Consider the following 21,312-nt stretch of genomic DNA (forward strand, 5'->3'; position numbering starts at 1 on the left):
TGGGGGCCGGGATGTCAAACCGGGGGCGCGTCGGGGCAGCCGAACCAGACCGGCTTGGCATCCTGCGGGCCGAGGTGGTGGTAGCCCTCGCGGATCAGCGAGCCGACCAGCTCGGTATCGTCCACCAGCAGGTCGTGCATCAGCTCGAAATAGGCGCCGAGGAAGGCCGGAAGGCTTTCATAGCCGGTGGGCAACTGTCCGGCCAGTACCGTCTGGGCCTGTTTGATCAGGCGGGCGTGGCCGCGGCAATGCTCGTCCACATGGGGGCCGAAGCGGTCGCGGGGCAGCCTGCGCAGCAATTGCTCCTCGTAGAAGCAGTGCGACACCAGCAGCCGGAAGAAATCGTGGCAAAGCGGCAGGATGTTCTCGACCCGGGCGGCCTTTTCCGCCTCCACCTCGATGCGGGCGGCAAGCTCGATCAGGCGGCGGTGCTCGCGGTCGATCCGCTCGTGCCCCAACGCGAAGTGTTCGGACCAGGCCAAGGTGCGCATGCTGCCTCTCCTCGATCTCCCGTGCCCATCCCCACGCGGCATCCCATGCCATCGTCGAGTTGAGCATGCCGTTCGTCCGGTGTCCGCCCACGCTTTGAATCGTTCTGTGACCCTATCTTTCGAATAGGTATTTTGCCGGCGACCCGGGCGCGCCGTTGCGGTAGCCTGGGGCGATCCGGTCAAGGTCAGGGAACGACGATATGCCTTATGTCAGCCGCGACGGGCAGGGCCGTGTGGTCGGGCTTTTCGAGCAGGCCAGCGAGGCTGCCGCCGAAAATCTGCCGGCCAGCCATCCCGATGTTCTGGACTTTCTGTTCCGCGATACCGGGGGCGAGCGCAATTCCGCCCGCTTCCTGGCCTCGGACCTGGCCTTCATCCGCGTGGTCGAGGATCTGGTGGCGGTGCTGGTGGAAAAGCGGGTGATCGCCTTCACCGACCTGCCGCCCGCCGCCCAGGACAAGCTGCTGGACCGCCGGTCCATGCGCTCCTACCTGTCGGGCGTCTCGGGGGTGTTTTCCGGCGATGGCGAGGCCAAGATCATCTGAAACAGGCCCCTTTTCCTGCCCCATACGTTTGGACTAAGCTTTCCCGTCGCACATAAGCGGCTCCTCCCGGCGGCCCTCGCCGGGAGCGACAAACGGGAAGGAAACGCCAACATGTCCCAATGCTGTAGCGATGCGCTGAAAGACCTGTCGCGCCGGGGCTTCGTCAAGTTCGCGCTGGGGGCGGGAGCCGCCCTGTGGGTCGGCTTCAGGCCCGAGATCAGCCTGGCCGCCGGCGGCACCGACGCCCTGCTGCTGTCGTGCATGGATTACCGCCTGATGGACGATATCGTCCGCTACATGGGCGGCCGCAACATGACCGACAAATACGATCATGTGGTGCTGGCCGGCGCCTCGCTGGGCGTGCTTCAGGACAAGAACGTCTCGTGGGGCCAGACCTTCTGGGATCACGTCCAGGTCGCCATCGACCTGCATCAGATCAAGAAGGTGATCGTCATGGATCACCGCGATTGCGGCGCCTACAAGGTGTTCCTCGGTGCCGACGCGGTGAAGGACAAGGCGACCGAAACCGCCTCGCACGCCGCCAAGCTGAAGGCGCTGGGCGCTCAGATCGGCGCCAGGCATCCCGGTCTGGCGGTGGAACTGCTGATCATGGATCTGGACGGCAAGGTCGAAGCCGTGGCCTGAGTCGCGTCCTGTCACCCTGAGACGACGTCGAAGGGTCTTTCAGGCGAGAGCGGGTGCGCCTCAGGCTGAAAGATCCCTCGGCTGCGCCTCGGGATGACAATATGCCGCTACAGCTGGACCTGGATGCCCAGCTCCACCACGCGGCCCGCCGGGATGCGGAAGAAGTCGGTGGCGGCCACGGCGTTGCGGCTCATGATGACGAACAGGCGTTCGCGCCATTCCGGCATCTCGGGATGGGTGGACGGCACCAGGGTCTCGCGGCCCAGGAAGAACGAGGTGTCCATCATCTCGAATTCCAGGCCGAAGGCCTTGCACAGGCGCAGCACCTTGGGGATGTCCGGCTCCTGGAAGAAGCCGTAGCGCACCGTGATGCGGTAGAAGCCCTCGGCAAGGCCCTCCACCACCAGACGGTCGCGGGCCGAGACGCGGGGGATGTCCTCGGTGATGACGGTCAGGAACACCACCCGCTGGTGCAGCACCTTGTTGTGCTTCAGGTTGTGCAGCAGGGCGATGGGCACCGTGTCGGTGCCCCCCGTCATGAACACGGCGGTGCCGCGCACCCTGAGGATGTTGCTGGACTCCTTCTGCTGGGCCATGAACATGTCCAGCGGCATGGCCCCATCGGCCAGGCGGCGCGACAGGATTTCGCGCCCCTTGCGCCAGGTGGCCATCAGCAGCAGCATGCCGAAGCCCACCGCCAGCGGGAACCAGCCGCCCTGGGCGACCTTCAGCAGGTTGGCGCTGAGGAAGCCGATATCGATGGACAGGAACGCCACCCCCAGCACCACGCACAACCACAGCGGCCAGTTCCAGCTGCGGTGCGCCACCACCAGCGCCAGGATGGTGGTGGCCGCCATGGTGCCGGTCACCGCGATGCCGTAGGCGGCGGCGAGATTGCTCGAGCTCTTGAAGCCGATCACCAGGGCGAAGATTCCCAGCAGCAGGCCCCAGTTGGCGCGCGGAATGTAGATCTGGCCCTCTTCCTCGTCCGAGGTGTGGCGGATGTCCAGCCGCGGCGAATAGCCCAGCTGCACCGCCTGGCGCGACAGCGAGAACACCCCCGAGATCACCGCCTGGCTGGCGATGATGGTCGCCATGGTCGCCAGGATCACCATGGGATAGAGCCCCCAGTCGGGGACCAGCAGATAGAACGGATTCTTGGCCGCCGCCGGGTCTTCCAGGATCAGGGCGGCCTGGCCGAAATAGTTCAGCGCCAGCGCCGGCAGTACCAGGATGAACCACGCCAGCTGGATGGGGCGCTTGCCGAAATGGCCCATGTCGGCGTAAAGCGCCTCGGCGCCCGTCACCGCCAGCACCACCGAGCCCAGCACGATGAAGGCGATCCAGCCGTGGGTGGCCAGGAAGACGGCGCCGTAGGCCGGGTTCATGGCCTTCAGGATGTAGGGGTGCTCGACGATCTGGGCGATTCCCAGGACGGCCAGGGTGATGAACCACACCACCATCACCGGGCCGAACAGCCGACCCACCGTTTCGGTGCCCCGGCTCTGGATGGCGAACAGGCCGACCAGCACGGCCAGGGTGATGGGCACCACGAAGGGGGCGAAGAACGGCGTTCCCACCTCCAGGCCCTCGACCGCCGACAGCACCGAGATGGCCGGGGTGATCATGCCGTCGCCGATGAACAGGGCGGCGCCGAACAGGCCCAGCCCGACCATGGGGCCGACCAGTCCGCGGTCGCCGCCGGTGGCGCGCACCGCCAGCGCCAGCAGCGACAGGATGCCGCCCTCGCCCCGGTTGTCGGCGCGCATGACGAACAGGACGTATTTGGCCGTGACCACCAGGAGGATGGCCCAGAACACCAGCGAGGCGATGCCGATGACGTTGTCGGGGGTGGACGGGATGCCGTGATCGGGATCGAAGCATTCCTTCAGGGTGTAGAGCGGGCTGGTGCCGATATCGCCGTAGACGACGCCGATGGCCGCCAGGGTCAGGGCGCCCATGCGCTTTACATCTGTTTTTTCCGTCGCGGCCGGTTCCATGGCTACAACTCGATCTGGCTGCCCAGCTCAACCACGCGGTTGCTGGGCAGGTGGAAGAAGTCCATGGCGCTGGTGGCCATGCGCGAAAGGGTGCCGAACAGGGTTTCGCGCAGGCCCTCGAAGCCCTTCTTCTCGGTGGGGACCAGGGTCTCGCGCGAGACGAAATAGGACACCGACATGGGCTCGTAGAAGAAGCCCAGCTGGTCGGTGCGGGCATGGGCCAGCGCCTTGGGCACGTTGGGGCTCTCCATGAAGCCGTAGCGCAGGAACAACCGGTGGAAATTGGGGGCCAGCAGGCGGTTTTCCAGGCGCTGCTCCTCGGGGACGAAGGGCACTTCCTCCACCAGCACGGTCAGCAGCACGACGCGCTCGTGGACGATCTTGTTGTGCTTCATGTTGTGGAGCAGGGCGATGGGCACGCCTTCCGAGGTGCCGGTCAGGAACACGGCGGTGCCCGGCACGCGCGGCACCCGGTCCGACAGCGAGGCCAGGAAATCCTCGACCGGCAGGGCGTCGGCCTTCAGGCGGGCCAGCAGGCGCCGGCGGCCGTCCTTCCAGGTGGTCAGCAGGGTGAACAGCAGGCCGCCCACCACCAGCGGGAACCAGCCGCCATCGGGAATCTTGATGGAATTGGCCAGGAAGAAGGCCAGGTCCACCACCAGGAACCCGCCGATCAGCCACTTCACCTTGCGCGGATTCCACTTCCAGATCAGCAGCATCACCGTGCCCACCAGCAGGGCGTCGATGACCATGGTGCCGGTCACCGCCACGCCGTAGGCGGCGGCCAGATTGGACGAGGTCTTGAAGCCCACCACCAGGGCCATGACCATGGCCATCAGCAGCCAGTTCACGAAGGGCAGGTAGATCTGGCCCATCTCCTCTTCCGAGGTGTGGATGATCTCCATGCGCGGCAGGAAGCCCAGTTGGATGGCCTGGCGGGTCACCGAAAACGCGCCGGAGATCACCGCTTGGCTGGCGATCACCGTCGCCATGGTGGCCAGGATCACCAGCGGCAGGGCCAGATGGGCGGGCGCCAGGTTGAAGAACGGGTTGGCGATGGCCTCGGGCTGGGCGATCAGCAGGGCGCCCTGGCCGAAATAGTTCAGGATCAGGGCCGGCAGCACCAGGATGTACCAGGCCAGCCGGATGGGCAGGCGGCCGAAATGCCCCATGTCGGTGTAAAGCGCCTCGGCGCCGGTCACCGCCAGCACCACCGAGCCCAGCGCCAGGAAGGCGTGCCAGCCCTCGCGGAACAGGAACGAGATGGCGTAATGGGGCGACAGCGCCGCCAGCACGCTGGGGGCGTGCGACAGGTTGCGGATCCCTAAGATGGCCAGCGTCAGGAACCACACCAGCATCACGGGGCCGAACATCTTGCCCACCAGGTCGGTGCCGTGGCTTTGGATGGCGAACAGCACGAACAGGATGCAAAGGGTCAGCGGCACCACCCATTGCCCCAGGTGCGGCGCAGCCACCTGCAGGCCTTCCACCGCCGACAGCACGGAAATGGCCGGGGTGATGATGGAATCGCCGTAGAACAGGGCGGCGGCGAAGATGCCCAGCGCGCTGACCATGATGGACAGGCGGCGGTTGCTCTCGGCGGCGTGGCTGACCAGGGCCAGCAGGGCCAGCGAACCGCCCTCACCCCGGTTGTCGGCCCGCATGATGATGACCACGTACTTGAACGAGACGATGATGGTGATGGCCCAGAACACCAGGGACAGCACGCCCAGGATGTTGCCCTTGTCCATGGCGACCGCGTGCGGGCCGCTGAAGGTTTCCTTCATGGCGTAGAGCGGGCTGGTACCGATGTCGCCGAACACCACCCCGACGGCGGCGAGCATCAGGCCGGCGACGTTGCGGGACTTTCCGTCTCCGCCATGGGCCGTCATATCAGGTGTCCCCCTTAGACATCAGGGCGTATGGCTACTGATATCGCGCCCAGAGTCAAGAGCGGTTAGCGTGACAGCAGCTCTTCCACAAAAGCGGGCACCAGCTGAGAGGCAGGGCCCATGCGGGTTTCACGGAAGAGCGACGCCCCTTCGGATGGTTCCAGATTAAGCTCGATCGTATGGGCGCGGCCCTGATTGGCCACTGTCTGGACGAAGCCGGCGGCGGGGTAGACGTGCCCCGACGTGCCGATGGAGACGAACAGCGCGCAGCGGGCCAAGGCGTCGAAGATGCGGTCCATGTGAAGCGGCATTTCGCCGAACCACACCACGTGGGGGCGCAAACTGCCGGTCCGGTGGCAGTCGGGACATTTGGCGTCCACCGCCAGGTCCTCGCTCCAGGCGAAGGGGCGGGCGCATTTGCCGCAGCGGATCTTCAGCAGTTCGCCATGCATGTGGATCAGGTTTTCCGTCCCGGCCCGCTCGTGCAGGTCGTCGATGTTCTGGGTGACCACCAGCACCTCGCCCGGCCATTCCCGCTCGAGGCGCGCCAGGGCCAGATGGGCGGCGTTGGGCCGGATGTCGCCTTCCACCAGATTGCGCCGCCTTGTGTTGTAGAAGGCCTGGACGCGGGCGGGATCGCGGCGGAAGCCGTCGGGCGTGGCCACGTCTTCCAGCCGCACCTTGGACCAGATGCCGTCCTTGTCGCGGAAGGTGTCCAGGCCGGATTCCTTGGAAATCCCGGCGCCGGTCAGAATGACGATGCTGTCCTTTCCAGCCATGACGCGTTCCTTCGTTCCAATGCCCCTCAAGCGCCGGGCGCGCGTCCCGCGCTTGGCTTCCGCGCCATAAGGCGCGCGGCCCCTTGGGCCTAACCAGATCCCGATGAGCCATGCTCACCGGACTCTGGTATCATAGTGCCGGTCAACGAAACGGCAGGAAGCGCTCCATGGTCAAGGTTCTGTTCGTCTGCACCGGCAACATCTGCCGTTCGCCCACCGCCGACGGGGTGTTCCGCGCCCTGGTGGCCGCCGAGGGGCTGGCCGGGCGGGTAGGCGTGGATTCCGCCGGAACCCACGCCTACCACGTGGGCGAACCGCCGGACCGCCGTTCCACCGAGGCGGCGCGCAAGCGGGGCTACGAGTTGAAGGACCTGCGGGCGCGCGCCCTGAAGAAGAGTGATTTCGCCGAGTTCGACCTGCTGCTGGCCATGGACCGCGGCCATCTGGAGATCATGCGCCGGGCCTGTCCGCCCGAATATCACGGGCGGCTGGCGCTGTTCCTGTCGTTTGCGCCGCAACTGGGCCTGCAGGACGTTCCCGACCCCTATTACGGGGCGGGCGATGGCTTCGAGCGGGTGCTGGACATGATCGAGGCCGGCTCGGCCGGACTGCTCGCCCATATCCGGGAAAGGGTGCGGTAGCCTATCCCAGGGCGTTGTTGATCAGGTACTGGGCGATGTCGGCCGGCTTGACCTTGATCTCCTTGGGCTCCTGGCCGGTTTCCAGGGCCTTTCGGATACGGATCGAATTCTCCACCTTGGCCGGGTCCACCTTCACCAGGCCGCGCGCGCCGCGGATGCGGGGGTAATAGGTGGGGTCCACCAGCTTTTCCTTGCGTCCCAGGCGTTCCAGCAGGCCAGCCTCGTCGACGCCTTCGGCGGCGTCCTGGGCCTTGACCACCGCCCAGTCCTTCTCGCCCGCCAGTCCGGCGGCCAGGACCTGTTCCGGCGTGCCGTCCTCCACATAGCCGATGGCGTAGAGATTCTTTCCCAGGCCCACATCGGCCCCCCAGGATTGCAGCCCCTTGCTCCTGGCCACGTAGATGGTGCCCACCGTTTCCTCCCGCTCGTGATCGGCCCGGATCAAGGGTACACGCCCTTTCCGGCGGCGCAAGAGCCATGGCGATCCAAAGGGAATTACCGCCGCGGCCTGAGAGGTGTGACCGGCTTCACAGAAACTTTCGCGGCGCAAAGGTATAAGCCTGTGAAATTGCGCCCTTTTAGGGTGTGAACCTGATTGAGCCGGGCCAAAGGTTCCGGTAAATCATCGGGCATCACTGGGGGAACTACGTACATGCTTGCCACCACGGCCCTTCCGGACCGGCCCTACATCGCCATCCGCTGCAACGCCTGCCGATATTTCGCGCTGGACCGGTGCTGCAACACGTCCGCCCGGCTGGATGGTCACGAGGACCGCGACGGCGAGTGCCCCCATTTCCGCTTCGGGCTGTCCAGCGGCCCGGCGCCCGAGTGGCAACTGCGCTAGCTGAGCCGCCGGCATGCGTGAACCTCCCCGCTTGAGGCGGGGAGGGGTGAATTCCTCTTCTCAGCGTCCCGCCATCACGTAATCGCGCAGGGATTCCGCCTCCATCTTGGTCTCGTCCAGGCGGGACTTCACCACGTCGCCGATGGTGACCATGCCGGCCACGTCGCCGTTGGCGTCGACCACCGGCAGGTGACGGATGCGCTTGGCGGTCATGATTTCCATCAGCCGCTCGACGGTGTCGTCCTCGTGGCAGACGAAGACCTCGGTGGTCATCAGGTCCCGGACCTTGGCGGTGATGCAGACGTCCACCGCATCGGCCAGCCCGCGCACGATGTCGCGTTCGGACAGGATGCCGGCCACCCGGTCGCCGTTCATGACCAGCACGGCGCCGATCTTGTGTTGGGACAGCAGGCGGGCGGCGTCGCCGACGCTGGCGTCGGGGGTGACGGAAACGATGCCCGCGCCGCGGGCCTTGGTCTTCAGGATGGTTTTGACGATCATGGGCACCCTCCCTCGAGGTCGGAGTCTCAGGTCTCTCCCTTCAAGACTTTGGGGTGGGACCGGAGCGCTTCAAGGGCGGGGGGCCGTCAGTATAGCAGTTTCACCGCCTGGGCCCGGTCGGCGGGCGGCAAGGTCTGGTTGCCCAGCAGGTAGTGAAGGGCGGTGCGGCCCCGCGCGTCGGCCCGGTGGGGATCGGCGCCGGCGTTCATGGCCTTGGTGATGTCGGCCAGGCTGCCCTTGGCGGCGGCGGTCATCAGCGGGGTCTTGAGATCGCGCGGCAGCGGGCCGTGGCCGTTGGCCGACGAGGTGAGGGCCGCCGCCGGGTCGCGGGCGATGCGTTCCAGATGGTTGAAGTCGGCTTCGCGGCCCTTGGGCGTGGGGCAATCGGTCAGCGGCCCGCCGGCGAGCGGTCCCAGGCGCCGGGCGGTCTCTTCCAGCAGCGCGCGGTGGCTGACCACGATCCGGCAGGGAAAGCGCAGGTTCATGCCGTCGAACACCGAAGGCTCGGGCTCGGTCTTGCGGGCCACCAGATCGTAGCCCTTGGTGGACGGCATGGTCTCGGCCAGCAGCACCGCCTCGACCTTGCGCAGGGTCAGCGCGTAGCGGATGAAGACGTAGGTGTCGGCCTTGACGCCCTTGCCCTGGGGGGCGTCGGGCAGCAATTCGAAATAGCTGATCAGCCATTCCTCCTTGTCGGCCAGCAGGGGGTCCGCTTCCACCTGCTCGTCGGTGGGCACCCGAAGGTCGATCTCGGAATCGATCTCGTCGAGCATGTTGGACGCCTTGACCGTGTTGCCGGCCAGGAATTCACGCAAAGCACCGCCGATGGCTTCCAGCTTGTCGGCGTTGGGGTCGGCGGGCAAAGCGGGCTTGCCCGCGCCGGCGCGGTTCATCTCGGTCTGGATGCGGGCGAAGGTGACCAGGCCGTCGCCCGGCACCGCCGCCAGTTCATCGCCTCCGCCGGCCGGCGCGCGGCCCGCCAGGAACCAGGCGCCGGTCCCCGCCGCCAGGAGCAGGGCGCAGGCGGCGGCGACGACCGTGTGCTTCGACATGCGGGTCGGTCCTAGCGCTTCAGCGGCTTGTACTTGATGCGGTGCGGCTGGTCGGCGTCGGTGCCGAGGCGGCGGTGACGGTCGGCTTCGTAATCCTGGTAGTTGCCCTCGAACCACACCACCTCGGAATCGCCCTCGAAGGCCAGGATGTGGGTGGCGATGCGGTCCAGGAAGAAGCGGTCGTGGCTGATCACCACGGCGCAGCCGGGGAATTCGGCCAGGGCGTCTTCCAGCGCCGACAGGGTTTCAACGTCCAGGTCGTTGGTGGGTTCGTCCAGCAGGATGACGTTGGCGGGACGGGACAGCATCTTGGCCAGATGGACGCGGTTGCGTTCGCCGCCCGACAGCACGCCCACCTTCTTCTGCTGATCGGCGCCCTTGAAGTTGAACAGGCCGGCATAGGCGCGCGAGTTGATCTTGCGCTTGCCGAGATCGATTTCCTCCTGGCCGTCGGAGATTTCCTCGAACACCGTCTTGTCCGGGTCCAGCGAATCGCGGCTCTGGTCCACATAGCCCAGCACCACGGTCTCGCCCACGGTGAAGCTGCCGGTGGTGGGCTTTTCCTGGCCGGTGATCATGCGGAACAGGGTGGTCTTGCCGGCGCCGTTGGGGCCGATGATGCCGACGATGCCGCCGGGGGGCAGGCGGAAGTTCAGGTTCTCATAGAGCAGGTTGTCGCCGAAGGCCTTGGACACGTTCTCGGCCTCGATCACCTTGCCGCCCAGACGCGGGCCCGGCGGGATGGAGATGACGGCGGGGCCGGTGGCCTTTTCCTGGGACTTGGCCACCAGATCCTCGAAGGCGCTGATACGGGCCTTGGACTTGGTCTGGCGGGCCTTAGGGGACGACCGCACCCATTCCAGCTCGTCGCGGATGGCGCGCATGCGGGCGGTCTCTTCCCGCTCCTCCTGCTCCAGGCGCTTGCCCTTCTGCTCCAGCCAGCTGGTGTAGTTGCCCTCGTAGGGGATGCCGTGGCCGCGCTCCAGCTCCAGGATCCAGCCGGTGACGTTGTCCAGGAAGTAGCGGTCGTGGGTGATCATCACCACGGTGCCGGAATAGTCGCGCAGGAAGCGCTCGAGCCAGGCCACCGATTCGGCGTCCAGGTGGTTGGTGGGCTCGTCCAGCAGCAGCATGTCGGGATGCGACAGCAAGAGGCGGCACAGCGCCACGCGGCGGCGCTCGCCGCCCGACAGGGTGGTGACGTCGGCATCGCCGGGCGGGCAGCGCAGCGCGTCCATGGCGATCTCGATGGTGCGGGTCAGGTCCCAGGCGTTGAGATGGTCGATCTTTTCCTGCAGTTCGCCCTGCTCGGCGATGGCGGCGTTCATCTCGTCGTCGCTGAGCTCCTCGGCGAACTTGGCGGAGACCTCGTCGAAGCGATCCAGCAGGGCCTTGGTCTCGGCCACCGCCTCCATGACGTTGCCCATGACGTCCTTGGCGGGGTCCAGATGGGGCTCCTGCGCCAGATAGCCGATCTTGACCCCTTCGGCCGCCCAGGCCTCGCCGCCGTATTCCTTGTCGATGCCGGCCATGATCTTCAAGAGGGTCGACTTGCCGGCGCCGTTGACGCCCAGCACGCCGATCTTGGCGCCGGGCAGGAAGCTCAAGGTCAGCCCCTTCATGATCTCCTTCCCGCCGGGATAGGCCTTGGTCAGGTTCTTCATGACATAGACGTACTGGTACGAGGCCATGGGGGCTCTCCGCTTGGGCGTGATGGATTTGGGAGACTGAGTAGACGGGTGGGGCCGCTCCGTCAAGCTTTGGGGACTAGCGATAGGGTTGCATCCCGTAGAGGGGGGCGTCGGGCGGCTCTTGGACGGCGGGCGGAGGCGGGTTCGGCGCTTGCGGCGGATCGGCCAGATGGACCATGGCGGGCACGGCCAGGACCAGGGCCAGAACCGCCATCTGCACGGCCAGGAAGGGCGCCAGGGCACGCACCAGGGCTTTCGTCGAAGTGGCGCCCGTCACCGTCTTGCGGGCCATCAGTACCGCCTGGCCCAGCGGCGGGAGGAGGAAACTGGCCTGCAGCGTAAGCAAGGCCGCCACCGCCACCCACACGGCGTCGGGGCTGCGGATCAGCAAGGGCGGCATCAAGACCGGCACGATGACGAAGATGATCTCGAAGGCGTCCAGCACCAGGGCCGAGGCCGCCAGGATCAGCAGCACGCCGCCCAGGGCGCCGGTGGCTCCGAAGGGCAGGCTCTCCACCAGCGAGGCCAGCAGCCGGTCCGAGCCGAACAGGCGGAACACCAGGGTGAAGGTGGTGGCGCCCACGAACAGGGCGAACAGCGCGCCGCTGGCCGCCATGGTGTCGGTCAGGACCTCGTTCAGCACCTTGGGCGTGAGGTGGCCGGACAGGGCGCCGCCCAGCGCCAGGGCGAAGGCGCCCATGGCCGCCGCCTCCACGGCATAGAAGCGCCCCAGCGCCACGCCGCCCAGCAGCAGGGCGATGAAGGACGCCGTCGCCGCCGCCAGGGCCAGCCGGCCCCATCCCGGGCGGGGCAGGGGGAGTGCCTGTTCCTTGCGCCCGCTCCACCAGGCCAGCAGCAGGGATGCCCCCAGCAGCAGGGCGGCGGGCGCCATGGCGCCCCGGAACAGGTCCTGGGTGTTGATGAGGCGCGAAAGCGTGCCGGTGGCGTTCAAGGCCTCGGTATGGGCGCGCATCATGGAATCGCCCAGCAGCAGCAGGACCAGCGAGGGCGGCACCACCACGCCGAAGGTGCTGGCCAGGCAGATGGCCGCCAGCGAACGGGCGGGGGCGATGCCGGCCTGGGTGAGGCGGGGGGCAACCACCCGGCCCAAAGTCGCCGCGCTGGCTCCCACCGAGCCGTTCATGGGGGCGATCAGCGCGCCGACGCCCAGGGCGGCCAGCAGCGGCGCCGCTCTGGAGCGCCGCACCAGGGTGGCGGCGGCACCGAACAGGGTCTCGGCCAGGGGCAGGCGGTCGAGCAGGGCGCCCATCAGCACATAGAGCGGCAGGGCCTGGAGCAGGTCGTTGTCCAGCAATCCGGTGAGCCGGCTGGGAAGGGCGGTGAGAACGGCCGGTCCGAACACGCCCCCGGCCAGCCCGGCCAGAGCCGCCAGGACCGAGACTCCCACCAGCACGACGAAGACCGGCAGACCGGTGAGGCCCAGCAAGACCGCCACTGCCGCCAGCATGAGCAGTCCGGCGGCCTCCATTATTTTGGCCTCCGGAGCTGGAGCAGCGCTTGCGCCAGAGCCAGGGCGGCCAAGCCCCAAGTGGCCAGCCGCACCAGGAAATAGCCGGGATTGTAGGTGTCGGGAAAGGCTTCCAACTGCCCCAGGGATTGCAGCGTGGCCGGGGTGGCGGTGACCAGGATGAACAGCGCCCAGGGTGTCACGAACAACAGGTTGCCGGCCTGCCCGATCAGGCGCCGCGTCGCGGGGGGAAAGGATTCAGCCCACGAGGCGGCGGCGAGATGGGCGTGGCGGCGGCTGGCGAAGGTGAGCGCCAGGGCCACGTAGAGGGCGAACAGCGCCTGGGCCGCGTCATTGGCCTGGCGCGAGCCGGCCTGGATCAGGTCGCGCAACGGCCATTGCGCCAACAGCAGCAGGCTGACCGGCAGCACCAGCCAACGCCCGGCCATGACAATCCGCTCCAGCCAAAGATCCAGCCTGTCCACGCCGCGCCCTCTCCAGGTCGTCGGTAATCAGGCTAGCACGGCGCCCTGGTCAGCGCGAAACCATCAGGTGGGTGACCGTCGGCAGTTCGGCCAGCAATTGGTCGGCCAGCAGGCGCGACCATGACCGGCCTTGGGCATCGGTGAACGAGGATTCCAGCGCCGCGTCCATGCGCATCTGCCAGTCGTCCATGGGAAACAGCGCCACCCATTCGACGCCGTCGTCGAAGCTCAGCACCGGGAACAGAACGTCGCGGGTCATGCGCCACGGCGTGTCGGCGTCCAGGCAGCGGCCGCTGTTCTGCAAAAGGCAGCGGGGACCGTCGGCGCCATAGCTCAGCACCGCGTGGCGGCCATGCCCGGTCTCGCCGCAGATGGCCTGGGTGAAGCGCCGGAAGGTGGCCTCGGCTTGCGGGTCGTTCAGGCTGATGCGGAAGATTTCGGTCTTGGCCATGGGGTGCTCCTCAAGGCCTTATCACAGCATGGCGGGCGGAAAGGACCCTTGATGGGGGTCAAGCGGACCCAGGCATTCCGTGTGTCACGGGGATGCGCTATAACTGGCTCAGGTCGTTTGATGGATCGCGGGTCATGGCCAAACTCGATGATGTCCTTGCCGTGTTGCGCGCCCACGCCGACGAGCTGCGGGCGCGGGGCGTCCTGCATGCCGGTGTGTTCGGTTCGGTGGCGCGGGGCGAGGATACCGGGGAGTCCGATGTGGATGTGGCCGTGGAATTCGATCCCGCCCATCCCGTCGGTCTGTTCCAGTTCGTGGCGATCGAGAGAACCATCAGCGACTTGCTCGGCAGTCCCGTGGATATGATCGAGTTGCACGAGATGAGCCGTCCCCGCTTCCGGCAGGCGGTGGAGAGGGATCGGGTCGATGCCTTCTGAGCGTCCGGCGCAAAGACTTCAGGACATCATCGACAGCATTGACGATGCCACCGCTTTCATTGGTGGCGTTGCCGATACCGCCGCGATCAACCAGGATCGCAAGACCTTGCGTGCCGTGGAGCGTTGTTTTCAGATCATCAGCGAGGCGGCAATAAAGCTCGGGGCCGAGGCTGAGCGTCTTTGTCCGGGGCTGCCATGGGCCGACATCCGGGGAATCGGCAATCCTCTCCGCCACGAGTACGACGTCATTTCACCGGCTCGCCTGTGGCAGAGTATCCGTGACGATCTTCCGCCGCTGCGGGCGGCCTGCGTCCAGGCCCTGAAAACCCATTTTGGAGACGACGGCTGACATCGGCCCCTCCGCTCTATAGGCTGGGGGCATGAAAAAGCCGACGCACAAGCCCAAGAAGATCGTCCCCATTCCGTCCAAGCAGGAAATCCTCGACTTCATCAGGGCCCAGCCCGGACGGGTCGGCAAGCGCGAGCTGGCGCGGGCCTTCAACCTCAAGGGCGCCGACAAGATCGACCTCAAGGCCATCCTGAAGGAGCTGGAGAGGGAAGGCGCCGTCGAGCGCGGCCAGAAGCGGCGCTTCGCCCGTCCCGGCGCGCTGCCCGACGTGGGCGTGGTGGAGATCATCGGCAGCGACAGTGACGGCGAATTGCTGGCGCGGCCTCTGAACTGGGAGGGTGACGGGCGGCCGCCGCGCATCTTCATGGCGCCCTTCCGTCCCGGCGAGGCGGCGGTGGGCGTCGGCGACCGGGTGCTGGCCAAGCTGAAGCGGGTCAGGGGCGAGGACGTCTACGAGGCGCGGCCCATCCGCGTCATCGGCGAGGCCAGGGCCCGCGTGCTGGGCGTGTTCGAGCCCAACCCCGACGGCTCGGGCCGCTTGCGCCCCACCTCGCGCAAGGAAAAGGCCGAGTACATCGTGCCCAGGGGCGAAACCTCTGACGCCAAGGCGGGCGAACTGGTGCTCGCCGACATCATGCCTGGGCGGCTCTATGGCGTGCGCACCGCCTCGGTGAAGGAGCGCATGGGCCTGTTGGGCGCGCCGCGCTCGGTCAGCCTGGTGGCCATCCACACCAACGACATTCCCTTCGAGTTCCCCGAGGCCGCCCTGAAACAGGCGGCAGCCGAGGGGCCGGCGCCCATGGGCGACCGCACCGACCTGCGTTCCATCCCCCTGGTCACCATCGACGGCGAGGATGCGCGCGACTTCGACGACGCGGTGTTCGCCGAGCCCGATTCCGACCCCAAGAATCCCGGCGGCTGGCACTGCATCGTCGCCATCGCCGACGTGTCGTGGTACGTGCGGCCCGGCGACGCCCTGGACAAGGAAGCCTTCAAGCGCGGCAACTCGGTCTATTTCCCCGACCGGGTGGTGCCCATGCTGCCCGAGGAGCTGTCCAACGGCTGGTGCTCGTTGAAGCCCGACGAGGACCGCCCCTGCATGGGGGTGCATTTCTGGCTGGACGCCCTGGGCAACAAGCTGCGGCATCGTTTCGTGCGGGGAATGATGCGCTCGGTGGCGCGCCTCACCTATACCCAGGTGCAGGCGGCCAGGGACGGGCGGCCCGACGACAAGACCGCCCCGCTGCTCTCCAATGTGATCGAGCCGTTGTACGGTGCCTGGGCGGCCTTGTTTCGCGAGCGTAAGGAACGCGGCGTGCTCGAGCTCGACATCCCCGAGCGCAAGGTGACCATCACGCCGGACGGCAAGGTGGAGTCCATCACCGAGCGCGAACGCTTCGACAGCCACCGGCTGATCGAGGACTTCATGATCATGGCCAATGTCTGCGCCGCCGAGACCCTGGAGAAGGTCGGGAAGCCCTGCATGTACCGCATCCACGATTTGCCCTCCCAGGAGAAGCTGGAGGGCCTGCGGGAATTCCTGTCGTCGCTGGACCTGAAACTGGCCAAGGGCCAGGTGCTGCGTCCCGCCCATTTCAACCGCATCCTCGAAGCCGTGGCCGACACCGCCAATTCCCATCTGGTGAGCGAGGTGATCCTGCGCTCCCAGGCCCAGGCCCAGTACAGCCCGGAGAATATCGGCCATTTCGGCCTGGGGCTGGCGCGCTATGCCCACTTCACCTCGCCCATCCGCCGCTATGCCGATCTGCTGGTCCACCGGGCGCTGATCGCCGGGCTGCATCTGGGCGAGGGCGCGCTGCCTGCGGATGCAGTCGCACACTTCGCCGAGTGGGGCGAGCACATTTCGATCACGGAACGGCGCGCCGCGGTGGCCGAGCGCGAAGCGGTGGACCGCTACGTAACCGCCTTCCTGTCGGACCGGGTGGGGGCGACCTTTGCGGGCAAGGTGTCGGGCGTCACCCGCTTCGGCCTGTTCGTCACCCTGGATCAGACCGGGGCCGACGGGCTGGTGCCCATCTCGACGCTGCCCGAGGATTTCTACGTCCATGACGAGGTCCACCACTGCCTGGTGGGCAAGCGCACCCGCAAGACGTTCCAACTGGGCCAGAAGCTGGAGGTGGAACTGGCCGAGGCCAACACGCTCACCGGCTCCATGGTGTTCCGCTTAGGCGGAGCGCCCGAACGTCCCGCCCGTCCGCCCCGTCCGGGGTCCAGGCCGTTCCGCCCCGGCGGCGGAGGGCGCAAAGGGCGGCGATGAGCGTCTTTGCCGCCGCTGATCCCGCCCCGGTCGCCTGCACGGTGTGCGGCGCGCCGTCGCCGCTGATGGGCGTGGTGGACTTTCACAAGAGCTGTCTGGAACTGGACGGCAAGCGCCTGGGCCTGCGGGGCATTCCGGTCTATTACCGCCGCTGTCCCCGCTGCGGTCTGGTCTTCTGCGACACCATGCTGCGCTGGAGCGACGAGGACTTCGCCCGGCGCATCTACAACGCCGATTACGCCGTCGTCGACCCCGAATACGCCGAGACACGGCCGGTGGGCAACGCGGCCCTACTGCTCGATCTGCTGGGAGAGGGGGCGACGGGCGTCTCGGTGATGGATTACGGCGGCGGCAACGGGCGCTTCGCCGCCGAGCTGAGGGCGGCGGGATTGCGCGCCGCCACCGTCGATCCCCACACGCCCCATCCTACCCCCGACTTCGCCACCGCCGATCTGGTCACCGCCTTCGAGGTGTTCGAGCACGCCATGCGGCCCCAGCGGGTGCTGGACGAGGCGCTGGCGCTGATGGAGCCGGACGGCGCGCTGATGTTCTCCACCTTGCTGCAGCCGGCCGAGTTCGACGCCCTGGGGCTGGGCTGGTGGTACGTGGCGCCGCGCAACGGCCATGTCTCCATCCATTCCCGGACATCGCTGAGCGAATTGCTGGGCTCGCGGGGCTTGCGTCTGGTCTCCTTCTCCGACGGGCTGCACCTGGCGTTCCGCCAAATGCCCGCTTTCCTCCGCCATCGCCTGAAGGAGGCGCGATGATGCCACTTCGTCTTTGGTCCGATTCGTCATGTCATCCCGAGCCTATGCGAGGGATCTCCGCCTGGACCATTGGTGCCGGCTTCTGAGAAATCGTGCCAGGATGAGATCCCTCCGCCCTCCGGGCGTCGGGATGACAGGTTGGTTGATTTGATGGCCCGTATGAAAGCTCTGTACCGGCGGGCCGGGCCTTGCGCATAATCGCCGCCATGAGCCGATCCGAGATCACGGGAGCCGGGGTCGCCCTGGCCGTCTGTCTCTTCTCGTCGCCTGCCGCCGCCGGCTGGGTGGCGAGCGAGGCCGAGCGCACCATCGCCTTCGGCTTCGACGCCATCGTCGAGCGCCATCTGCAACCCGTGACCGCCCAGACCATCGCGCTGGACGGGCTGCGCGGCCTAGCCGAGATCGATCCGCAGCTGGCCGTCACCCTGGACCAGGGCCGCCTGCGCCTCGCCACCCCCGAATTGGTGCTGGCCGATTACCCGGCCGCGCCCCCCGACGACGCGGTGGGCTGGGCGCGCATCACCGTCAACGCCGCCCTGGAGGCCGCACAGGCTTCCGAGCGCCTGAAGGACGCCGATGCCGAGCGCCTGTACCAGGCGGTGTTCGAGGGCGCGCTGGGCAAGGCCGACCTGTTCTCGCGCTATGCCGGGGCCAGGGAAGCACGCGAGCACCGCTCCAACCGCTCGGGCTTCGGCGGCATCGGCATCCGCTTCGACATCATCGACGGCGAGGTCCGCATCGTCGAGGTGGTGGAGGACGGTCCCGCCGCCAAGCTGGGCCTGAAATCCGGCGACGTCATCACCGCCATCGACGGCGAGGCGGTCAAGGGACTGGAGCGCCCCGACATTTCCGCGAAGCTGCGCGGCGCCGTCGCCACCGAGGTGATGCTGGCGCTGCGCCGGGGCGCCCAGATGCTGCAGTTCAGCCTGCGCCGCTCGCTGATCGTGCCCCAGACGGTGACCAGCAGCGTCAACGGCGGCATCGCTCATTTCAAGATCACCAGCTTCAACCAGCGCACCGCCTACGGCCTGGAAAACCAGCTGAAGGACATCCGTACCCGGCTGGGCGCCGGCCTGCAGGGCGTGGTGCTGGACCTGCGCGGCAATCCCGGCGGCTTGCTGGACAAGGCGGTGGCGGTGGTCGACCTGTTCGTGGCCGAGGGCACCATCATCTCGACCCGTGGCCGCCATCCGGCGGCGGCCAATGCCTTCGAGGCCAAGCCCGGCGACATCGGCGAGGATCTGCCCCTGGTGGTGCTGGTGGACGGGCGGTCGGCCTCGGCCGCCGAGATCGTCGCCTCGGCTCTGCAGGATTCGGGGCGCGCCGTGGTGATCGGCTCCAATTCCTATGGCAAGGGCACCGTCCAGACGGTGGTGCGCCTGCCCAATGACGGCGAGATCACGCTGACCTGGTCGCGCTTCCACGCGCCGTCGGGCTATGCCCTGCACGGTCTGGGGGTGCTGCCGGCCCTGTGCACGGTGGGAACCACCCAGTCGGCGGCCCAGATGGTCGAGGGCATCGCGCGCGGCATCCTGCCGGGCAAGCCGGCCGAGACCCTGGCGGTGTGGCGCGGCACCGGCATCGGCGACACCGAACTGCGCCACCGGCTGCGCGACACCTGCGCCCCGGCCAAATTGAGCGACAGCAAGCTGGAGATGGATCTGGCCGACCGGCTGCTGGCCAACCGCGCCGCCTATGCCCGCGCCCTGGCCGCCTCGGCCCCCACACGGGGGCTGGAGGCGTTGCAGACCCGGCCGTCGCCGGAAACCGGATCGCACTGACCATGAAGCTCACCCATTGGATCGGCCGGACCGAGACGCTCCACGACGTGGCTGCCCCGGCGCCGCTCCTCGGTCTGGCCGCCACCCTGGACCATGCCGAGCCGCCGTGGATCGCCGGCGAGGTGCCGCCCCTGGGCCACTGGCTCTATTTCCTGCCGCGTGCGCTGGAGCGCGACATCGCCGCCGACGGCCATCCGCACAAGGGCGGCTTCCTGCCGCCGGTGGAACTGCCCCGGCGCATGTGGGCAGGCGGCGAGTTCACCTTCCGCGCGCCCATCCCGGTGGGCCAGGCCATCACCCGGCGCTCGACCATCGCCGACGTGACGGAGAAGAGCGGGCGTTCCGGTCCCATGGTGTTCGTGCGCGTCGAGCACGAGATTTCCACGCCCGAGGGACCGGCGCTCTCGGAAGTCCACCACATCGTCTACCGCGAGGCGCCAAGGCCGGGCGAGGCCCCGCCACCGGCCGAACCGGCCCCCGAGGGCGCGGTGTGGCGGCGGTGCATTCAGCCCGATATCGTGCTGCTGTTCCGCTATTCGGCGCTGACCTTCAACGGCCACCGCATCCACTACGACCGCGACTATTGCCGCGAGGTGGAGGGCTATCCCGGCCTGATCGTCCACGGGCCGCTGACCGCCACCCTGCTGATGGATCTGTTCCTGCGCCACAATCCGGGCGCACGGATCACCGGGTTCAGGTTCCGCGCCAGGCGCCCGCTGTTCGACATCCATCCGCTGGAGGTGTGCGGACGCCCCGTTCCCGGCGGAGCGGAACTGTGGGCGGTGGACCACCAGGGCAATCTGGCCATGAGCGCCGAGGTGGAGGCCGCTTGAGAGGAGCGGCCTCCCCATTGACTCAGCCGATGGTGTAGCCGCCGTCGACCACGATTTCCTGGCCCCAGATGTTCTTGGCCTGATCCGAGCACAGGAAGGCGGCGGTGGCGGCGATGTCGCCGGGCTCGCCGAAGGCGCCGGGCATCAGGCGCGCCGTCACCTGGGTGGCCACCGCCTGCAGCACGTCGGCGGGCAGGCCGATGCTGCCCCAGATGGGGGTGCCGATGGGGCCGGGGGCCACGGAGTTGACGCGGATGCCCTTGGGCGCCAGTTCGGCGGCCAGGGTCTGCGAGAACGACTTCAGCGCCGCCTTGCTGGCGCTGTAGATGGCCAGGCCGGGGAAGCCCACCTGGGTCAGGAAGGTGGTGACGAACAGCACCGAGCCGCCCTTGCGGATATGGGGCAGGAAGCCGCGCACCGTCTGCACCGCGCCGGTGAAGTTGACGCCGAACTGATGCTCGATGGCCGCCGCGTCGCTCTGTTCGAAGGGCACCACCTTGGCGATGCCGGCATTGGGCACCACGATGTCGACGCCGCCGAAGCGCTTCACCGTCTCGGCCACCAGCCGGTCCAGATCGGCGGCGCTGGTGACGTCGCCGGTCACCACCAGCACGGATTCCTCGCGGCCCTTGGCGATCTCGGCCAGGGCGGCGGCATTGCGGGCGAAGACGGCGACCTTGGCGCCATCGGCCAGGAAGCGCTCGGCGATGGAGCGGCCGATGCCGCTGCTGGCGCCGGTGATGACGGCGATCTTGCCGGCAAGGGAAGTGGTCATGGGCTTATCCTTTTTGGGGGAAGATGCCCCCAAAACGTCATAGCCCTTCCGTCCCGACCTTGAGGCCGGTCAAGGCGCGGGGGAGGGGAAGAAAATAAAGATGCTCCGAATATGCAGAATAGAGGTTTATTCCGCCGCCTTGACCTCGGGCGCGGGCTTTTTCGCATAGGGCGAGATGGCCTGGCCCATGTTGCGCATCTGCTGGCGGTCGTCGCCCGACCAGGAATGGAAGCGCAAGCGGCCGTCGGGACCGAACATCAGGCCGGCCTCGCCGCTTTTCACGTCCCAGCCGCCCCAGACATGGGAGGCCAGCGGCACGAAGTTCACCGCCCGTGTGCTGGAGCGCTGGGCCACATAGGTCAGCATGCGCGAGCCGTCGGGCAGGGTCTCGTCGCGGTCGGGCGAGCCGAGCAGCGCCATGGCTTCGTCCACCGTGGACTTGCCGCTGTGCAGTTGAGCCAGCTTGTCGGGATTGGCCCCCGAACACGCCGCCAGCACCGCAACCGCCGCCACTGCCCAGAACCGCCGCATTTTTCGTCTCTCCGCCATAAACCGCTTCCATCATGGCCCAAGCCGGGCGATGGGGCAATCGCCAGAGCTTGGCCGC

General features: G+C 67.6%; 23 protein-coding genes. 10 read left to right on the top strand and 13 right to left on the bottom strand.

Annotated elements, in window-relative coordinates:
* Nucleotides 1-14 precede the first annotated feature (14 nt).
* The gene (locus WV31_RS16885; RefSeq protein WP_085374665.1) at nucleotides 15-491 is read right to left on the bottom strand and encodes a hypothetical protein; all 477 of its coding nucleotides are present in this window, start codon (nucleotides 489-491) and stop codon (nucleotides 15-17) included.
* 200 nt (nucleotides 492-691) lie between these two features.
* Between WV31_RS16885 and WV31_RS16890 the strand changes: the two genes are divergently transcribed.
* Nucleotides 692-1,036, top strand: coding sequence for a hypothetical protein (locus tag WV31_RS16890; protein ID WP_085374666.1), 345 nt, complete (start codon nucleotides 692-694; stop codon nucleotides 1,034-1,036).
* Between the two features lie 111 nt (nucleotides 1,037-1,147).
* Nucleotides 1,148-1,681 carry a carbonic anhydrase gene (locus WV31_RS16895; protein WP_085374667.1) on the top strand — a complete coding sequence of 178 codons (534 nt, stop codon included), beginning with the start codon at nucleotides 1,148-1,150 and terminating at the stop codon, nucleotides 1,679-1,681.
* Between the two features lie 107 nt (nucleotides 1,682-1,788).
* Here WV31_RS16895 and WV31_RS16900 read toward each other — a convergent pair whose 3' ends face one another.
* The 3 genes from WV31_RS16900 to cobB form a co-directional block, all read right to left on the bottom strand.
* Nucleotides 1,789-3,642, bottom strand: a complete 1,854-nt coding sequence (locus tag WV31_RS16900) for a potassium transporter Kup (protein WP_442915479.1) — start codon at nucleotides 3,640-3,642, stop codon at nucleotides 1,789-1,791.
* Nucleotides 3,643-3,683: 41 nt separating this feature from the next.
* On the bottom strand, nucleotides 3,684-5,573 hold the full coding sequence (locus WV31_RS16905; protein WP_085374669.1) for a potassium transporter Kup: 1,890 nt from the start codon (nucleotides 5,571-5,573) through the stop codon (nucleotides 3,684-3,686).
* A gap of 65 nt (nucleotides 5,574-5,638) precedes the next feature.
* Nucleotides 5,639-6,352 (bottom strand): Sir2 family NAD+-dependent deacetylase, encoded by a 714-nt coding sequence (gene cobB / locus WV31_RS16910; RefSeq protein WP_085374670.1) that lies wholly within the window; start codon nucleotides 6,350-6,352, stop codon nucleotides 5,639-5,641.
* 167 nt (nucleotides 6,353-6,519) lie between these two features.
* Between cobB and WV31_RS16915 the strand changes: the two genes are divergently transcribed.
* A complete protein-coding gene (locus tag WV31_RS16915; RefSeq protein ID WP_085374671.1) occupies nucleotides 6,520-6,993 on the top strand; it encodes a low molecular weight protein-tyrosine-phosphatase in 474 nt (157 codons plus the stop codon).
* Nucleotide 6,994: 1 nt separating this feature from the next.
* On the opposite strand, the gene WV31_RS16920 is transcribed toward WV31_RS16915, so the two are convergent.
* Entirely contained in the window at nucleotides 6,995-7,438 is a 444-nt protein-coding gene (locus WV31_RS16920; RefSeq protein ID WP_237051341.1) for a hypothetical protein, read from the bottom strand.
* Nucleotides 7,439-7,645: 207 nt separating this feature from the next.
* On the opposite strand from WV31_RS16920, the gene WV31_RS16925 reads away from it, so the two are divergent.
* On the top strand, nucleotides 7,646-7,837 hold the full coding sequence (locus WV31_RS16925; protein ID WP_068432561.1) for a hypothetical protein: 192 nt from the start codon (nucleotides 7,646-7,648) through the stop codon (nucleotides 7,835-7,837).
* 60 nt (nucleotides 7,838-7,897) lie between these two features.
* Here the strand turns inward: WV31_RS16925 and WV31_RS16930 are convergent, their stop codons facing one another.
* From WV31_RS16930 to WV31_RS16955, 6 genes are all read right to left on the bottom strand, one after another.
* Nucleotides 7,898-8,338: a CBS domain-containing protein gene (locus tag WV31_RS16930; protein WP_085374672.1), complete on the bottom strand. Its 441-nt coding sequence runs from the start codon at nucleotides 8,336-8,338 to the stop codon at nucleotides 7,898-7,900.
* A gap of 86 nt (nucleotides 8,339-8,424) precedes the next feature.
* On the bottom strand, nucleotides 8,425-9,390 hold the full coding sequence (locus tag WV31_RS16935) for an ankyrin repeat domain-containing protein (protein ID WP_085374673.1): 966 nt from the start codon (nucleotides 9,388-9,390) through the stop codon (nucleotides 8,425-8,427).
* A gap of 11 nt (nucleotides 9,391-9,401) precedes the next feature.
* Nucleotides 9,402-11,081 (bottom strand): energy-dependent translational throttle protein EttA, encoded by a 1,680-nt coding sequence (ettA, locus tag WV31_RS16940; protein ID WP_085374674.1) that lies wholly within the window; start codon nucleotides 11,079-11,081, stop codon nucleotides 9,402-9,404.
* A gap of 76 nt (nucleotides 11,082-11,157) precedes the next feature.
* Nucleotides 11,158-12,570: a TRAP transporter large permease subunit gene (locus tag WV31_RS16945; protein WP_085374675.1), complete on the bottom strand. Its 1,413-nt coding sequence runs from the start codon at nucleotides 12,568-12,570 to the stop codon at nucleotides 11,158-11,160.
* Nucleotides 12,570-12,998, bottom strand: a complete 429-nt coding sequence (locus tag WV31_RS16950; RefSeq protein ID WP_145980892.1) for a TRAP transporter small permease subunit — start codon at nucleotides 12,996-12,998, stop codon at nucleotides 12,570-12,572. The genes WV31_RS16945 and WV31_RS16950 overlap by 1 nt, the downstream gene beginning before the upstream one ends.
* An 85-nt stretch (nucleotides 12,999-13,083) precedes the next feature.
* Nucleotides 13,084-13,485 (bottom strand): hypothetical protein, encoded by a 402-nt coding sequence (locus WV31_RS16955; RefSeq protein ID WP_085374677.1) that lies wholly within the window; start codon nucleotides 13,483-13,485, stop codon nucleotides 13,084-13,086.
* Nucleotides 13,486-13,619: 134 nt separating this feature from the next.
* On the opposite strand from WV31_RS16955, the gene WV31_RS16960 reads away from it, so the two are divergent.
* The 6 genes from WV31_RS16960 to WV31_RS16985 all read left to right on the top strand — a co-directional run bounded on the left by WV31_RS16960 (nucleotide 13,620) and on the right by WV31_RS16985 (nucleotide 19,930).
* Nucleotides 13,620-13,922, top strand: a complete 303-nt coding sequence (locus tag WV31_RS16960; protein WP_168185974.1) for a nucleotidyltransferase family protein — start codon at nucleotides 13,620-13,622, stop codon at nucleotides 13,920-13,922.
* Entirely contained in the window at nucleotides 13,912-14,271 is a 360-nt protein-coding gene (locus WV31_RS16965) for a HepT-like ribonuclease domain-containing protein (protein ID WP_085374679.1), read from the top strand. The genes WV31_RS16960 and WV31_RS16965 overlap by 11 nt, the downstream gene beginning before the upstream one ends.
* A 31-nt stretch (nucleotides 14,272-14,302) precedes the next feature.
* Entirely contained in the window at nucleotides 14,303-16,549 is a 2,247-nt protein-coding gene (gene rnr, locus WV31_RS16970; RefSeq protein ID WP_085374680.1) for a ribonuclease R, read from the top strand.
* The gene (locus WV31_RS16975; protein WP_085374681.1) at nucleotides 16,546-17,316 is read left to right on the top strand and encodes a class I SAM-dependent methyltransferase; all 771 of its coding nucleotides are present in this window, start codon (nucleotides 16,546-16,548) and stop codon (nucleotides 17,314-17,316) included. Before rnr ends, WV31_RS16975 begins: the two co-directional genes overlap by 4 nt.
* A gap of 206 nt (nucleotides 17,317-17,522) precedes the next feature.
* Nucleotides 17,523-19,097: a S41 family peptidase gene (locus WV31_RS16980; protein WP_085374682.1), complete on the top strand. Its 1,575-nt coding sequence runs from the start codon at nucleotides 17,523-17,525 to the stop codon at nucleotides 19,095-19,097.
* A 2-nt stretch (nucleotides 19,098-19,099) separates the two neighbouring features.
* Nucleotides 19,100-19,930 (top strand): FAS1-like dehydratase domain-containing protein, encoded by an 831-nt coding sequence (locus tag WV31_RS16985; protein WP_085374683.1) that lies wholly within the window; start codon nucleotides 19,100-19,102, stop codon nucleotides 19,928-19,930.
* A gap of 22 nt (nucleotides 19,931-19,952) precedes the next feature.
* Here the strand turns inward: WV31_RS16985 and WV31_RS16990 are convergent, their stop codons facing one another.
* Nucleotides 19,953-20,705 carry an SDR family NAD(P)-dependent oxidoreductase gene (locus WV31_RS16990; protein WP_085374684.1) on the bottom strand — a complete coding sequence of 251 codons (753 nt, stop codon included), beginning with the start codon at nucleotides 20,703-20,705 and terminating at the stop codon, nucleotides 19,953-19,955.
* Nucleotides 20,706-20,831: 126 nt separating this feature from the next.
* Complete coding sequence (locus WV31_RS16995; RefSeq protein ID WP_237051342.1) at nucleotides 20,832-21,236, bottom strand: hypothetical protein; 405 nt, start codon at nucleotides 21,234-21,236, stop codon at nucleotides 20,832-20,834.
* Between the last annotated feature and the right edge of the window lie 76 nt (nucleotides 21,237-21,312).

This window comes from Magnetospirillum sp. ME-1 (genome assembly GCF_002105535.1).
In the GTDB taxonomy this organism is placed as follows: domain Bacteria; phylum Pseudomonadota; class Alphaproteobacteria; order Rhodospirillales; family Magnetospirillaceae; genus Phaeospirillum.